This is a genomic window from Paeniglutamicibacter cryotolerans, from assembly GCF_014190875.1.
GTDB lineage: Bacteria > Actinomycetota > Actinomycetes > Actinomycetales > Micrococcaceae > Paeniglutamicibacter > Paeniglutamicibacter cryotolerans.
Genome location: NZ_JACHVS010000001.1, coordinates 2378042 through 2392152, shown reverse-complemented (window position 1 = coordinate 2392152; position 14111 = coordinate 2378042). Strand labels below are relative to the sequence as shown.

Genomic DNA, 14111 nt, shown 5'->3' with positions numbered 1-14111 from the left:
ATCCTTAGCGCGGTGGTTGCGGCGGCCCGTGCGGAACGCCCTGCTGCAACCATCAGACCACCTCGCACCGTTTAGAACAATCGTCGATAACTCCATCGACCCTTTAGCATTCACTACATGGAAGTCCATCAACTACAGATCCTGCGCGAGCTCGGGGACCTGGGCAGCGTCACCGCAGTTGCCGAATCGCTCTACGTCACCCCGTCCGCCGTCTCGCAGCAGCTCGCCCAGCTCCAGCGCGGCATCGACGTTCCGCTCACCCGCAAGGAGGGCCGGAACCTGGTCCTGACCGAGGCCGGCCGGGTCCTGGCCACCGCCGGTGCCTCCGTCATCAGTGCGATGGCCCAGGCCCGTGCGGCCATTGGCGCCTTCCAGCACGACGGCGCCGGGGAGGTCAGCATCTCCGGATTCCACTCGGTAGGCCAGGCCCTCTTCGCCCCGCTGCTGGCCAGGCTGTCCGGGGACGGGGATCCCCGCCCGCTGTTCTTCGACGAGGATGTCGCCCAGCAGGACTTCCCGGCGCTGAGCGCCCGCTACGACCTGGTGCTCGCCCACCGCATGGACCACTCCCCGCCCTGGCCCGCGGACCGCGTGGCCGTGATTCCGCTGGCCCACGAGCCGCTGGACATCGCCCTGCCCGCCGGGCACCGCCTGTGCGCACGCGAAACCCTGACCCCGCACGACCTCATCGACTGCGTCTGGGCGGTCAGCCGCGACGGGTACTCCCCGGCCGACATCGTCGCCTCGGTCGCGGCCGTGAACGGGCAGCCGCCGCGCATCGCCCACCGGATCAACGACTACACGACGGTGGCCGCGCTGGTCGCCACCGGGAACCTCTTCGGCGTACTGCCCCGGTACACGGCGGGGGCGCTGCTGGGCCCCGGGGTTGTGCTGCGGCCCCTGACCGGGGTGGGGCACCGGCGCCGGATCGACGTGTTGGCCCGGCCCGAGACGCTGCGCCGAACCTCGGTCCGGCGGGTGGCCGCCGAGCTGGCCAATACCATGTCCGACCTGGCGGACCGCGGAAGCGGATAGAAGTACCCACCCCGGCAACCAGCGCCGGTCCCGGGACGGTGGAAGAATGGAGGGCCGACGAGTTCCGGAATCGAAGGCCCTTCGGAACCGCCGCCACCCTGGAGCCAGCATGAGCCAATCACTGCCACCCGCCCCCTACCAGCACCCGCCGCTGCGCCCGCTGGAACAGTGGCTCGCCCCCGAGGCCTCGACGTGGTGCGACCCGCACCAGGGCACTGCCCTGCGTGACATGGCGTTGAACTTCGGCATCCGCCGTGGGCTGGCAGCGATGCTTTTCGTGCTGGGCGACGTGCTGGTCGGCTTCGCCGTGCTGAGCTTCATCGCCTTCCCGGAGTCCCGGGCGGCGTGGATCACCGCAGGGGTGCTGGGCATCGCCTGCGCCTACGCCTCGTTCCCGCTCTGGAACCGCTCCCGCACGAAACTGCCGCGGATGACACCGGCCGATACCTTCCGCTCCCCAACAGACACCCGCTCCGGGCTCACCCTCACGGTAGTCATCGGCATCCCACTGGGCTTCATCGCCTACTTCCCGCTGGCACCGCTGCTGTCCCACGGACAGTTCGGACCGGCTTTTTTCGTCGGTTACTACCTGTTGCTGCTGTCCGCCGCGGTTGCCCTCTTCCTGGTTCCCGGCCATTTCATCGGTACTGCACGACGCGATTTCCGCCGGTTCATCGCCACCAACCCGGAACCCCGCGCGGCGCTGGAAGAATTGTCGCTGACCTGGCGCGACCCGGTGGCGAACCAGGCGTTCGGTCCGCTGTAGGTGTTCATCCGGCAGTTGTCCGATGCCCACGCCGGTCACTGTCCGGTCCAGGGCCCGGGTCCAGCACCTGTTCCAGCGCGTGGATTCCGACCTCATGCAGCGGGTCCCCCGGCGGCAGCATCGCCATCAGCGCCCCGAAGTGCAGTGCCCAACCCCGGGCCCGAACCCAGGCCGCCGGCGTGTAGCAGGAATCGGCGGCCAGCTCCCGGCGGAACAGGGCCCTCCCGCGCCGGGTGAAAATGCAGCCACGCAGCAGCCAGATCGCTTGCGGGGTCCCCCGCGGTCAGGTCGCCGAAGTCGATCACCGCAGTGATCCGCGCGCCAGTAAAGGATGAGTCAACCAGCAGGTTGTGCGGGTGCAGGTCTCCGTGCAGCCACAGCGCCGGCCCCGCGTGCTTCGTCGCGGCCAGGGAATCGTCCCAGATCGCCTCCAACGCTGCGGCATCGGGAAGCAGCCCGGAGCCCAGTCGTCCGCGCACCGCCTCGTCGCGGGTGGCCAGCGGCACACCGCGCACCGGGTTGAACGGCGCATCGGCCGGCGCCGGGACGTGCAGCGCGCGCAGGAACCGGGCCAGGTCAACGGCGTAGGCATCGCGCCCGAGCGCCGGAACCGATGCGGCGCTGACCCCCTCGAACCAGGGCACGATGGCCCAGTGATAGGGGTAGCCGGCACTGGGCCGACCCTGCCACAACGCACCCGGGACGGGCAGCGGCAACCGCGGGGCAAGGAACGGCAGCCAGCGTAGCTCGTTGAGCAATAGCGAATGCGCATTGGCCCGCCGCGGCAGCCGCACCGCCAACTCCTCCCCGAGCCGGTAGACGGCGTTGTCCCAACCGTCGCCGGCGAATTCCAACTCCCGGCCTGACAGGTCAGGGTGTTGTTCGGCGAGCAGTTCGCGCACCACCCCGGGGCCTGTGTCCACATCGGCGGCGGGCTTGGGCCGGAGTGCCGCCGACCCGTCCCGGTACTCCGGCATCCAGTGTCCCTTCCCTTGGCTTCCGCATCCGCATCCGGCCTATGGCAGCAGATACCGCGGCCCAATCGAGGCCGGCACGACTCCGGACGGGCTTATCCACACTGTTGCACCCTTTTCCCGGTCCGTCACGACCTCGGAGCATGCTTGTCCCATGCACACCACAGATTTCATTGCCGCGGTCACGGGCCACCGTGACGCCCCGGACCACCGGGTGTCACCGGACCATGAACTGCGCGCCCTGGCCGCCGCCCAGGCCATCGTCGACGAGCTGACCCCACGCATCGGCGTCAACACCACCTCCCCGGTCCACGCCGCGTTCTTCGTCCACGCCGCCGAGCACGCCCAGGACCGTGCCGCCCATGCCCAACTCATCGCAGCGGACCTGGCCCAACGCACCCTGGCCCACGAGCTCCCCGTCGAGGCGCTCGACGCACTGCTGCCACTGTCGCTGCACCCCGCCGGGTACATCGACGGCACCCGGCCCCTGCCCGCGGACCCGCGCAGTGTGCCCACCGGCCGCCCGACGTTCAAGGACACCGCCGAGTTCCTGCAAAACACCCTGGGCATCGAATATTTCGAGGCCAGTGCGCGCATGAAGACTGTCGCCCGCCTCTTCCCGCAGACCGATGCCAACGGCATCACCCGGCCCCCGCAATTCGCCCGGCTGGCCGCCGAACTCGCCACCGGCAACGCCTCCCTCAAGAACGTGGGAGCCGCGGCCAAACGGCTCGCCAAGCTGCGCCCGCACATCAATGCCCAACCCGACCCCGAGGCCCTATCCCGGGATTTGGAAGCCCGGGTCGCCGAATCGGTGAGCCGTGACCCTCGCGGCACGAAGGAGCTGATGGATGAGCTGCGCAACACCCTCGAACGCCGGACGCCGGTCCCGACGCAGGAGATCGTAGACTCTCGCATCGGGTTGTTCTACCGCGGCCACCGCTCCGGAACTGCCGAGTTCCTGTTGCGGACCCGGGCCGCCGATGCCGAGCTGCTCCTCTCGCTCTGCGCCCAGACCGACAATCCGCGCACCAAGGCCGGGGACCGAACCCGGCTGCCGGAGCAGCCGGCCGCACTGGACACCCTATCCGGTCAGGGAGCGGGCACCGGCACTGTGTTCCCGGACTTCCTGCTGGCCCCCGGCATTGACACCGGCCAGCCGTTGCACACCCTCGAGGAACTCGAGGCGCTCACCCTGCACGACAGCCCCGTCGAAAACACCGACTCCTACACGGCACTAAACGCCCCGGGTGCCGGCGTCGACGGGCTCACCCGCCCGCAACGCCACCTGCAGGGCCTGCTGAACCTATTGCGCGCAAACGGACGGCCCGGCTCCGGGAAGAAGGCCACCGGCCTGCCCTCGCCCCAGCTGCTGATCATCGCCCAGCTCGAGGACCTCGAAGCCCGGAGCACGGGGACCGGACGCACCGCCCACGGACAGCGGCTCACCCCGGCTGAACTGCGGCAGGAACTGTGCCATGCCGGGGCCATCCCGATGATCATGAACGGTCCGTCCCGGATCCTGGACCTCGGTCGGAGTGAACGCTACTTCCCGGAGTACCTTCGTCAGGCGATCCTGGCCAGGGATGGCGGCTGCATCGTCCCCGGGTGCACCGTGCCACCCGAGCACTGCGAAATCCACCATCTGGTTCCATGGGAAGCCGGCGGACGCACAGGCATCCGCGACGGCACCCCGGCCTGTTCCAACCACCACCATGCCTTCCACACCGGACAGATCCGCGCCGAGCTCAACGACGAGGGGCTCCCCGCGGTCATCCTGCCCCGCTTCATGGACCCGGACCAGCAACCCCGGCGCAACCACCATGGGGGTCCGCCGCCGTACCTCGCCACACCGGCGCTTTTCTGACACCGGATGGACAACTGGCCGTCGGGCCAGTACCCAGCCGGCGCCGAACCGGCACCAGCCACCGCGCCAGACCCATACCACGGCGCCACCCCGCGAAAGCGCGCTGCTCCCGGAAAACAGCGGGCCCCGTCCGTCATCCCGAAGGAGACGAACGGGGCCCGCTGGCACCGGCTCGGGGGAATCAGCCCTCGATGCCCAGCTTTTCCAGCACCAGCTCACGCACGCGACCGGCGTCGGCCTGGCCGCGGGTAGCCTTCATGACCGGGCCCATGAGGGCTCCAATGGCCTGCAGCTTGCCGGCCTTGACCTTGGCAACCACATCGGGCATGGCCTCCATGGCGGCGTCGATCGCGGCCCCGAGCGCCGAGTCGTCGTTAACGACCGCCAGCGAGCGGGCTGCGACGATATCGGTCGGAGTGCCCTCGCCGGCCACTACCAACTCGAGCACCTGGCGGGCGATCTTGTCATTGATCTTCTTACCGGTGATCAGCGAGTTCAGCTCGATGATCGTCGCCGGGGTGACGCCCAGAGCCGTCGGCTCGAGGTCGGCGTTCTTGGCCAGGCGGGAGATTTCGCCCATCCACCACTTGCGGGCGACCGCGGAAGTGGCACCGGAGGCGATAGTTTCCTCGATGGCATCCATCAGTCCCGCGTTGACCACGTCGCGGAACTCGGCGTCCGAGTAGCCCCAGTCCCCCTGCAGGCGCTTGCGGCGCGCTGCCGGTGGCTCGGGCAGCCGCGCACGCAGCTCCTCGATCCATTCCGGGGTGGTGATGATCGGGACCAGGTCCGGCTCCGGGAAGTAGCGGTAGTCATCCGCGTCGGACTTCGGCCGGCCCGAGGTAGTCGTACGGGTGTCTTCGTGCCAGTGGCGGGTTTCCTGGACGATCTTGTCACCCGCGTCCAGCACACCGGCGTGGCGCTCGATCTCGAAACGCACGGCGTGCTCGACGGCGCGCAGCGAGTTCACGTTCTTCGTCTCGGTGCGGGTGCCCAGCTTCTCTGAGCCCTTGGGCATCAGCGAGACGTTGGCGTCGCAACGGACGTTGCCGCGTTCCATCTTCGCCTCGGAAACGCCGAGGTTCTTCACGATTTCGCGGATTGCTGCCACGTACGCCTTGGCCAGTTCCGGCGCGCGCTTGCCCGCACCGTGGATGGTCTTGGTGACGATTTCCACCAGCGGGACGCCGGAGCGGTTGTAGTCGACCAGGGAGTAGTCGGCACCCTGGATGCGGCCGGTTGCCCCACCCATGTGGGTGAGCTTCCCGGCGTCCTCTTCCATGTGGGCGCGTTCGATCTCCACGCGGAAGACCTCGCCGTCCTCCAGCTCGATGTCCAACCAGCCGTCATAGGCAATCGGATCGTCGTACTGGGAGGTCTGGAAGTTCTTCGGGGTATCCGGGTAGAAGTAGTTCTTCCGGGCGAAGCCGCACCTCTCGGCGATCTTGCAGTTCAGCGCCAGACCGATCAGGATCGCGTATTCCACCGCCGTCTTGTTGACCACCGGCAGCACCCCGGGCAGGCCCAGGCAGACCGGGGTGACGTTGGTGTTCGGGGTGTCGCCGAATTCGTTCGGGGCAGCCGAGAACATTTTGGTCTTGGTGCTCAGTTCGACGTGGACCTCGAAGCCCAGGACCGGGTCGTACTTATCCAGTGCCTCGTCGAAGTCCACGAGCACGTCGTTGAAAGCTGCCATGCTAGGCGACACCTTCCTTGGTGGTTTCGGTCAGTTCGGGTGCCTGGTTGATCAATGGACCGCCCCAGGAGTCTTCAAGCAGCTTCTCCAGTGCGGCGCCGGCACGGTAGAGCCGGGCGTCTTCCCGGGCCGGGGCCAGGAACTGGATGCCGACCGGAAGGCCCTCAGACAAGCCACCGGGAACGGTGATGCCCGGTACGCCAGCCATGTTCGCCGGAATGGTCGCGACGTCGTTGAGGTACATCGACAACGGGTCGCTGGTCCGTGAGCCGAGCTCAAACGCCACTGTGGGCGAGGTCGGAGAGATCAGCACATCGGCGAGTTCGAACGCTGCGGCGAAGTCGCGCTGGATGAGCGTGCGGACTTTCTGTGCCGAACCATAGTAGGCGTCGTAGTAACCGGCCGAGAGCGCGTAGGTGCCCAGGATGATGCGGCGCTTGACCTCGTCGCCGAAGCCGGCGGCGCGAGTGGCTGCCATGACGCGTTCGATGGTGACCGGGCCTTCGGCCGGCAGCACGCGCTTGCCGAAGCGGACGCCGTCGAACTTAGCCAGATTCGAGGATACTTCGGAGGGCATGATCAGGTAGTAGGCGCCGAGGGCGTACTTGAAGTTCGGGCAGGAGACCTCGACGATTTCGGCGCCAGCTGCACGCAGTGCCTCAAGCGACTCGTTGAAACGGGCCTGGACGCCGGGTTCGTAGCCCTCGCCCTGCAGTTCCTTGATGACGCCGACTCGCACGCCGGTCATGTCACCGGAGGCACCGAGTTCGGCCGCCTCGACCAGTGCCGGAACCGGCTCGTTCAGCGAGGTGGAGTCGGCCGGGTCGTGCCCGCCGATCAGCTCGTGGAGGTAGGCCGAGTCGAGCACGGTCCGGGAGACCGGGCCGATCTGGTCCAGCGAGGAGGCCATGGCGATGGCCCCGTAGCGCGAAACGCCACCGTAGGTCGGTTTGACGCCGACGGTGCCGGTGACGGCGCCGGGCTGGCGGATTGAGCCACCGGTATCGGTGCCCAGTGCCAGCGGTGCCTCGAAGGCGGCAACGGCTGCGGCCGAACCGCCGCCTGAACCGCCGGGGATCCGGCCCAGATCCCACGGGTTGCGAGTCGGCCCGTAGGCGGAGTGTTCGGTGGAGGAACCCATGGCGAATTCGTCCAGGTTCGTCTTGCCCAGGATTGGCATCTTGGCGGCGCGGATCTTTTCGACTACCGTCGCATCGTAGGGGCTCATCCAGCCCTCGAGCATTTTCGAGCCGGCAGTTGTCGGCTGTCCGATGGTGACGATCAGATCCTTGACTGCGATCGGGACGCCGGCCAGCGGGTGCAGCGCCTCGGCTTCTGCTCCGCCAGCGGCGCGGATGGCGTCGACCTCGGCGGCAACGGCCAAGGCCTGCTCGGTGTTGACGTGCAGGAAGGCGTTGACGCCGTTTTCGCCGCCGTCAACCGCGGCAATGCGATCGAGGCATGCTTGGACGGCCTGCACCGAGGTGAGCTCACCGGACCGCAGCTTGGCAGCGAGCACGGTGGCGGAGTACTTAATGATCTCGTTCATGGCTTTACTCACCGTCCAGGATGGCCGGGACCCGGAAGCGGGTGTCCACGGAGTCGGGGGCGTTCATCAGTGCCTGCTCGGCTGTCAGCGTCGGGCCGACCACGTCCTCACGGAACACATTGGTCAGCGGAATCGGGTGGCTGGTGGCGGGAACGTCGGCCCCTGCGGCCTCGCTCACCGATGCGATGGCCTCGACGATGTGGCCGAGTTCGCCGGTCATCTTGTCCAGCTCGGCATCGCTCATCTCAATGTGGGCTAGGCGCGCCAAGTGCACGACGTCCTCACGACTGATGGCAGACATATATCTCCCTGGGTTTGGGCGGATGGTTATCCCCATCAGTCTAGTTCCTTGAAGTTGCTTCCCGTTGCTTCCCGTTGCTTCGTGCCACACCTCCAGCGCCCGGGAACAACGGCTCCGGGGTTCGCGCCCGAGGGCCTCCGGTATTCAGCCGGCGGCGATGGCCAGTGCCCGTCCGGTGGATCCATCTGCCCGGGTCCAGCTCGCTATGACGCCAGCACCGGCGGCTTCGGTCCCGGGTTCAAGGACCCGCACCAGCACCGGGGCAGTGGCCCCGACAGCCTTCCCCGGGGCCACTGTGATGTTGTCGGCCAGGACGTACGAGTCGTTCTGGTGCTGGGCCACTGCCCGACCTTCGAGCAGTTCGACTACCTGTGCCATGAGTACCGGGTCGTGCTCGCCATCGTAGATCCAGCGCGTGCCCAACACCCCGTGCTCGCTTGTGCCCAGCAGGCCGGGCACCGCTTCCGGGCAGGGAGCACTCCGATAGGCAAGCGGCACCTGATAGGTGGTCGGTGTTCCGGTGGAGGTCTCGGTGATGAAAATAAACTCCATGCCGACCTCTCCGGCCGGGTCATCCAGCCTGAATCCACCCACAACATCGAACTCCGGAACCCGCGCTCCCCCATACCAGGACTGGAGCGGCAGCCAAGCGGCGATCAGTTCGCCCTTGCTGGGATTCATGGTGGTATCGAAAATCTCCGACATTCCGGTCACTCCTTCAGGTGTCTGCGCGATTTTACGCGGCCTTGCGAATGAGCCTACCCAAACCTAGACACGTGGCCGTGAATCCTTTTCTGCAGATCGGTCAAACATATTTTTCCCTGGCGTTTGCACGCTTGGAATCCTGTCTTACTCAGGACGCTTACTCAGGACGGTCGGCGCCCCCGCTCGTCGGAATCATCCCTCATCAACAGAGCCCAACTTTGCTTGGGAGCACCTGAGCAGGCTCCCTCAGGCTTTGTCGGTCCTGAATGACATCGCTTAGGGCAGCAGCTGGCATCAGGTCCGGATATTCCACTTTGAGCAGCCCTTCCTTATCCGTTCGCATCCTTGCCCACGGATCGGCCCGACTGTGGGAGAGCGGAGAATTAGCCCGATCTAGCTTCCCCAGCGCGTGAAACCTGATTTCCACCGCACCGGGATCCCGCCTCCGGTGTTGTTTCCACATCGGCTGATCTGTTGTAAAACATACTTTCCGCTGAATTTCATGCCAAGAACCACTCAATGGCCTATGCCGGCGTCCCTCAATGGTTCAGGGAGTTTCATTCGACGACAAACTCTCCTTAATTTTGGCGATGGCAAAGCCCCAGGCCTGCCCGACCGATGCATTAGGTGGAATGGAGATTTCATCCGGGTTCGTCACCACGTCCAACAGCACGGGTCCGTCATGTGCCAGAGCCTGCTGGACCGCGGCGTCCAGCTCGCCCGCAGCCTCCACACGGATACCGTGCAGTCCGCAGGCTCGTCCTACCGCAGCAAGGTCGGGGTTCTTCAAAACTGTTCCAAACTCCGGCAATCCCCCCTGTTCCTGCTCCAGTTTGACCATGCCCAACCGGCCGTTGTTGAACACCACCAGCTTCACCGGCAAGTTGTATGCGACCGCCGTCAAAAGATCACCCATCAGCATGGTTAGACCGCCGTCTCCGCAGAAGGCCACCACTTGTCGGGTACGGTCCAGGGCGGATGCACCTAACGCCTGGGGCATGGCGTTGGCCATGGACCCGAGGTTGTAGGAGCCCAACAGCCTACGGTGCTCACCCATGCTCACGTAGCGGGCCAACCACACTGTCGCCATCCCGGTATCCGAGGTGAAGATCGCCGATCCCGAAGCATGCCGATCAATCGCCGCGGCTACCGCCTCCGGGCGAATGGCCCCCTGCGGATTATCAGCCAACGCCCGAGCCCGACCCACCAAGGTGATGTCGTAGCCTGAGCCGGCTAATTTCGAAACCCGTTTGCTCCACTGCACGTATTTGCCGCGGGCTTCGTCCAAATGCGATCGGTCGTCCTTGGTTTCAAGTTCGGACAATAAGGCAGTCAGCGTCAGTCCGGCGTCCCCAACCACACCATGGGTCACCAGGGTCCGGCGACCGATGTGTTCACCCCTACTGTCGATTTGGATAACTGTCTTACCCTCGGGGTACGAATCACGGTAGGGGAAATCCGTTCCCACCATCAGCAGCACCTGGCAGTCTTCGAGTGCGCGTTGGGCTGCGGGGTTCCCGATTAAACCGGCCTGCCCGATCTGGAACCGGTTCGCCTCTTCCAACTTCTCCTTGGCTTTGAGCGTCAATACTATGGGTGCGGCAAGTCGATCGGCGACCTCCAGGACCAGATTCTTCGCGTCGCGCGACCCCATGCCCACCAGCATGGTCACCCGCTCCGCGGCGTTCAGGGCCTTGGCCGCAGACCGCACCGCTTCGGGGTGGGCCGCGACGGGCCGTTCCAGATCGACGAAGTTTGCCACAGTGTCTCGTTCAAGTTGCTGGGCGCCGATATCGCCGGGGATGGATAACACGGCGACACCGCGGCGGGCCATGGCCGTATTCACTGCCTGTTCCAGCAGATAGGGCATCTGGGCCGCACTGGTCACGGTGCGTGCGAAGACCGCAACATCGCTGAAAAGCCGGTCATTGTCGACCTCCTGGAAGAAGTCACTGCCGATCTCTTCGCTGGGTACCTGGCCGCAGATGGCGAGCACCGGAGTATGGGATTTCTTTGCATCATAGAGTCCATTGAGCAGGTGGATCGACCCCGGGCCTACGGTTCCCATGCAGACGCCCAGGGTTCCGGTCAGCTGTGACTGGGCTCCGGCGGCAAAGGCCGCGACCTCCTCGTGCCGCACACCCACCCATTCCAGCCGGCCATCGGTCCGAATGGCGTCGGTTAGCGGGTTCAAGGCATCGCCCACCACACCCCATACAGTCTTAACACCAAGATCGGCCAGGGCTGCGATGACCATCGTTGCCACGGTGCTCATGATCGGGGCCCTGCGTTGTGGGGAAATTTTGGCCCAAATGCGTCGACGGTGGCCAACTCCCAATCCTTGGCCCACGATTCCGGGACCTCAGCCAGCAGCTCACCGGGCATAAGCCAGTCGTAGAGTTCGGCGTAGGAACGCGTGTCCAGAGGGCCAATTCGGCGGCGAAGCATTTCCGGGTTGAGTTCTCCTGCAGTGATGGCCCCCATGGAGGCCATCATGCGCATGGCCTCGCTGACCGTCGACTCCTGAAAGCGTTGAACCCGGTGGCTCTTATCTTCTACATCCAGAGCCCGGGCCCGACGAGGATCCTGTGTGGTCACGCCCACCGGACACTTGTTGGTGTGGCAGCGTTGCGCCTGGATGCAGCCGGTAGCCATCATCATGGCACGGGCCGCATTGGTGTAGTCCGCACCCTGGATGATCCGTTTCACGATATCCGTTCCGGTCGCCACCTTACCGGAAGCCCCCACCCGGATCCTGTCCCGCAGCCCCATCCCCACCAAGGCGTTATGGACTAGCATCAGGCCTTCGGTCAACGGTGTTCCCATGTGGTCTTCGTACTCCATGGGCGCGGCGCCTGTACCGCCCTCCGAGCCGTCGACGATAATGAAATCCGGCGTGATTCCCTCCGTGAGCATGGCCTTGCAGATACGCAGTACGTCGCTGCGCGAACCGACGCATAGCTTGAAGCCAACGGGCTTGCCTTGGGTGAGCTCCCGCAAGGTGGCCATGAATTGGATGAGTTCACGAGGCGTCGAGAAGACCTGGTGAGCCGGGGGGCTGACGCATTTGACCCCCTGCGGGACATTGCGTGCCTCGGCTATCTCGGCGCTGACTTTTCCGGCAGGCAACACACCCCCGATGCCGGGCTTGGCGCCCTGGCTGAGCTTGAGCGAAACGCATTTCACCGACTGGTGTGCGGCCTTATCTGCAAACAACTTCGGATCGAAGTGCCCCTCCTTGGTCCTGGCGCCGAAATATCCGCTGCCGATCTCCCAAACGAGGTCCCCGCCGTTTTTCAAGTGGTAATCGGTGAGTCCGCCCTCGCCGGTATCTTGGGCAAATCCCCCCATGGCGGCCCCCTTGTTCATGGCCAGCACGGCATTGGCCGACAGGGCCCCAAAACTCATTGCTGAAACGTTCAGCAATGACATCTCATAGGGACGAGTGCAGTCTGGACCTCCTATCGTGACCCGCGGCGCCACCTCTGGCGGCTCCAGCGGAGCAGTGGAGTGTACGAGGTACTCGTAGCCGATCTCATTGACATCGCGTTCTGTGCCAAAGGCCTGCTCTTGGTTGGTGCCCTTGGCCCGTTCATAGATCAGCGAACGGGTGTCCCTGTCGTACGGTCGACCATCGTAATTTCGTTCAATGAAGTACTGCTGGAGTTCCGGGCGGATGTACTCCAGAAAGTAGCGAAAGTGGCCGATCACTGGGTAATTGCGCAGAATCGAGTGCTTCTGCTGCGTCGCATCTGCCACTGCCACTGCCAAAATCACGGCGAATACCCCAACCGCAAACCACCAGCCGACTCCCTCTAGCACGGCTAAAACGACCGAAAGTGCCGTTAGAACGGATAATACCGAAAGCATCCAGACCCTCAACATGGCCCCAGCTTAAGCCCGATTCCTGGAATTGCGGACCCCCGGTGAAGAATGAATTGATCTCAAGTGCCGGTCTGATCGCCAGGATCGTGCAGCGGTGGCCTCACGTGGGTATGAACCGGAGGCGATCCGAGTAGATCCATCCACCCGATCCGCTGGTCGGCGCTTCGCTCGAGGCCGACCTGAGCACACGGCTGGCAGCCTGATTCCAGGACCCATCGGAGACCTGAAGCGGGATCGGGACAGCAAGCCCGAGGCCGGTACACCGGCGACTTGAGCACACCGAGGTGGCGGCCCGCGGTTAGCAGTGAACTGATCAGTGACGCCCGGCACGTGCCAAGGCACCGGCGCCAAGATGCCAGGCAGGAACCTTGCCGAGTTGTCGCATGGAACGGATCCAACGATGAAACCGGCCCTAGCCAGAAAGCCACCTGCACCGTGGCACCAACTGCACTGCGACACCGGCTCGAGCTCTTTCGATCCCCCACATCCCGCCAGAAAATTCGTGGCGTGAGAGACAGACCGAGCCTTCGGCAATGGAGTTCAGGGATACGCCACCTGCGCGCTGGCGCTCCGTCTGGGCCCCGAGGCGGAGCGCCCGAAACGACCTCGGGCCCCGCCGAAGTGATTCGGCGGGGCCCGCTGGAAAAGCAGTGGCTACAGGGTGAGCGTGTAGACGACCAGCACGATGTCGGTGTCCGGAACGAACCAGTCGCGCTCGGTGACGTGGTCGAAGCCCTCGACCTCATACAGTGCGCGGGCGGCCATCCAATGCCCTCCGGTGGTCAACGAGACGGTGTCCACGTCCTCGATTTCGCGTGCGCGGTCGATGACCGCACGCAGCAGGGCGCGGCCGGCGCCCGAACGCTGGACCACCGGATCAATGACGAGCATCCGGAATTCGAGTTCGTTTTCGCGGGCGATGTCCGCGTATTCGGTTCCTGCACGCACCATGGTGACGGCTCCGATGACGATGCCTTCGCGCTCGGCCACAAGGATCTCGGTGGTTTCGTGGCGCTTGGCAACTTCCTGCACGAACTGCAGGTACGGGTGTTCGCGGTCATCGAAGTGGCCGGCATCGATGTAGGCATCGACCGTGATGCGCCCGATCTCCGCGTAGTCCGATTCGGTGGCGGTGCGGATGGTGAGCGTCGGATTCGGGGTAAGTGTGGAGGTAGTCATTAGCATCAAGTGTGGCAGTTTCACGCGCCCGGCCACCAGCCCACGCCGCGCGGTGTAGCCAACCTCACACCGGCTCCGGGACGATGCCAGCGGGTGCCGCACCCCTCCCAAGAACCGGCGTGCACGATCGGGTGTCACGAACAAATTGCTACCA

The 14111-nt window shown here is 65.2% G+C and carries 11 protein-coding genes; 3 read left to right on the top strand and 8 right to left on the bottom strand.

All coding sequences use genetic code 11. The features are described 5' to 3' along the window. Positions 1-117 precede the first annotated feature (117 nt). Positions 118-1035 carry a LysR family transcriptional regulator gene (locus E9229_RS10970; protein ID WP_183511255.1) on the top strand — a complete coding sequence of 306 codons (918 nt, stop codon included), beginning with the start codon at positions 118-120 and terminating at the stop codon, positions 1033-1035. 109 nt (positions 1036-1144) lie between these two features. Next, a complete protein-coding gene (locus E9229_RS10965) occupies positions 1145-1801 on the top strand; it encodes a hypothetical protein (RefSeq protein ID WP_183511254.1) in 657 nt (218 codons plus the stop codon). A 92-nt stretch (positions 1802-1893) separates the two neighbouring features. On the opposite strand, the gene E9229_RS10960 is transcribed toward E9229_RS10965, so the two are convergent. Beyond that, positions 1894-2778, bottom strand: coding sequence for an aminoglycoside phosphotransferase family protein (locus tag E9229_RS10960; RefSeq protein WP_183511253.1), 885 nt, complete (start codon positions 2776-2778; stop codon positions 1894-1896). Between the two features lie 151 nt (positions 2779-2929). On the opposite strand from E9229_RS10960, the gene E9229_RS10955 reads away from it, so the two are divergent. Next, positions 2930-4642 (top strand): HNH endonuclease signature motif containing protein, encoded by a 1713-nt coding sequence (locus E9229_RS10955; protein ID WP_183511252.1) that lies wholly within the window; start codon positions 2930-2932, stop codon positions 4640-4642. A gap of 181 nt (positions 4643-4823) precedes the next feature. On the opposite strand, the gene gatB is transcribed toward E9229_RS10955, so the two are convergent. The 7 genes from gatB to E9229_RS10920 all read right to left on the bottom strand — a co-directional run bounded on the left by gatB (position 4824) and on the right by E9229_RS10920 (position 13957). After that, on the bottom strand, positions 4824-6338 hold the full coding sequence (gene gatB, locus E9229_RS10950; protein ID WP_183511251.1) for an Asp-tRNA(Asn)/Glu-tRNA(Gln) amidotransferase subunit GatB: 1515 nt from the start codon (positions 6336-6338) through the stop codon (positions 4824-4826). Position 6339: 1 nt separating this feature from the next. Further along, entirely contained in the window at positions 6340-7887 is a 1548-nt protein-coding gene (gatA, locus tag E9229_RS10945) for an Asp-tRNA(Asn)/Glu-tRNA(Gln) amidotransferase subunit GatA (protein WP_183511250.1), read from the bottom strand. Positions 7888-7891: 4 nt separating this feature from the next. After that, positions 7892-8188, bottom strand: a complete 297-nt coding sequence (gene gatC / locus E9229_RS10940) for an Asp-tRNA(Asn)/Glu-tRNA(Gln) amidotransferase subunit GatC (RefSeq protein WP_183511248.1) — start codon at positions 8186-8188, stop codon at positions 7892-7894. Between the two features lie 144 nt (positions 8189-8332). Next, a complete protein-coding gene (locus tag E9229_RS10935) occupies positions 8333-8893 on the bottom strand; it encodes a maltokinase N-terminal cap-like domain-containing protein (RefSeq protein ID WP_183511247.1) in 561 nt (186 codons plus the stop codon). A 547-nt stretch (positions 8894-9440) separates the two neighbouring features. Further along, on the bottom strand, positions 9441-11168 hold the full coding sequence (locus E9229_RS10930) for a thiamine pyrophosphate-dependent enzyme (protein ID WP_183511246.1): 1728 nt from the start codon (positions 11166-11168) through the stop codon (positions 9441-9443). Then, entirely contained in the window at positions 11165-12763 is a 1599-nt protein-coding gene (locus E9229_RS10925; protein WP_246380473.1) for an FMN-binding glutamate synthase family protein, read from the bottom strand. The genes E9229_RS10930 and E9229_RS10925 overlap by 4 nt, the downstream gene beginning before the upstream one ends. Before the next feature lie 669 nt (positions 12764-13432). Beyond that, a complete protein-coding gene (locus tag E9229_RS10920; protein WP_183511243.1) occupies positions 13433-13957 on the bottom strand; it encodes a GNAT family N-acetyltransferase in 525 nt (174 codons plus the stop codon). Positions 13958-14111 lie beyond the last annotated feature (154 nt).

Excerpts from the sequence above, each read along its gene's own strand:
- E9229_RS10970 (WP_183511255.1), top strand. The coding sequence starts at position 118 with ATGGAAGTCCATCAACTACAGATCCTGCGCGAGCTCGGGGACCTGGGC.
- E9229_RS10965 (WP_183511254.1), top strand. The coding sequence starts at position 1,145 with ATGAGCCAATCACTGCCACCCGCCCCCTACCAGCACCCGCCGCTGCGC.
- E9229_RS10960 (WP_183511253.1), bottom strand. The coding sequence starts at position 2,778 with ATGCCGGAGTACCGGGACGGGTCGGCGGCACTCCGGCCCAAGCCCGCC.
- E9229_RS10955 (WP_183511252.1), top strand. The coding sequence starts at position 2,930 with ATGCACACCACAGATTTCATTGCCGCGGTCACGGGCCACCGTGACGCC.
- gatB (WP_183511251.1), bottom strand. The coding sequence starts at position 6,338 with ATGGCAGCTTTCAACGACGTGCTCGTGGACTTCGACGAGGCACTGGAT.
- gatA (WP_183511250.1), bottom strand. The coding sequence starts at position 7,887 with ATGAACGAGATCATTAAGTACTCCGCCACCGTGCTCGCTGCCAAGCTG.
- gatC (WP_183511248.1), bottom strand. The coding sequence starts at position 8,188 with ATGTCTGCCATCAGTCGTGAGGACGTCGTGCACTTGGCGCGCCTAGCC.
- E9229_RS10935 (WP_183511247.1), bottom strand. The coding sequence starts at position 8,893 with ATGTCGGAGATTTTCGATACCACCATGAATCCCAGCAAGGGCGAACTG.
- E9229_RS10930 (WP_183511246.1), bottom strand. The coding sequence starts at position 11,168 with ATGAGCACCGTGGCAACGATGGTCATCGCAGCCCTGGCCGATCTTGGT.
- E9229_RS10925 (WP_246380473.1), bottom strand. The coding sequence starts at position 12,763 with ATGCTTTCGGTATTATCCGTTCTAACGGCACTTTCGGTCGTTTTAGCC.
- E9229_RS10920 (WP_183511243.1), bottom strand. The coding sequence starts at position 13,957 with ATGACTACCTCCACACTTACCCCGAATCCGACGCTCACCATCCGCACC.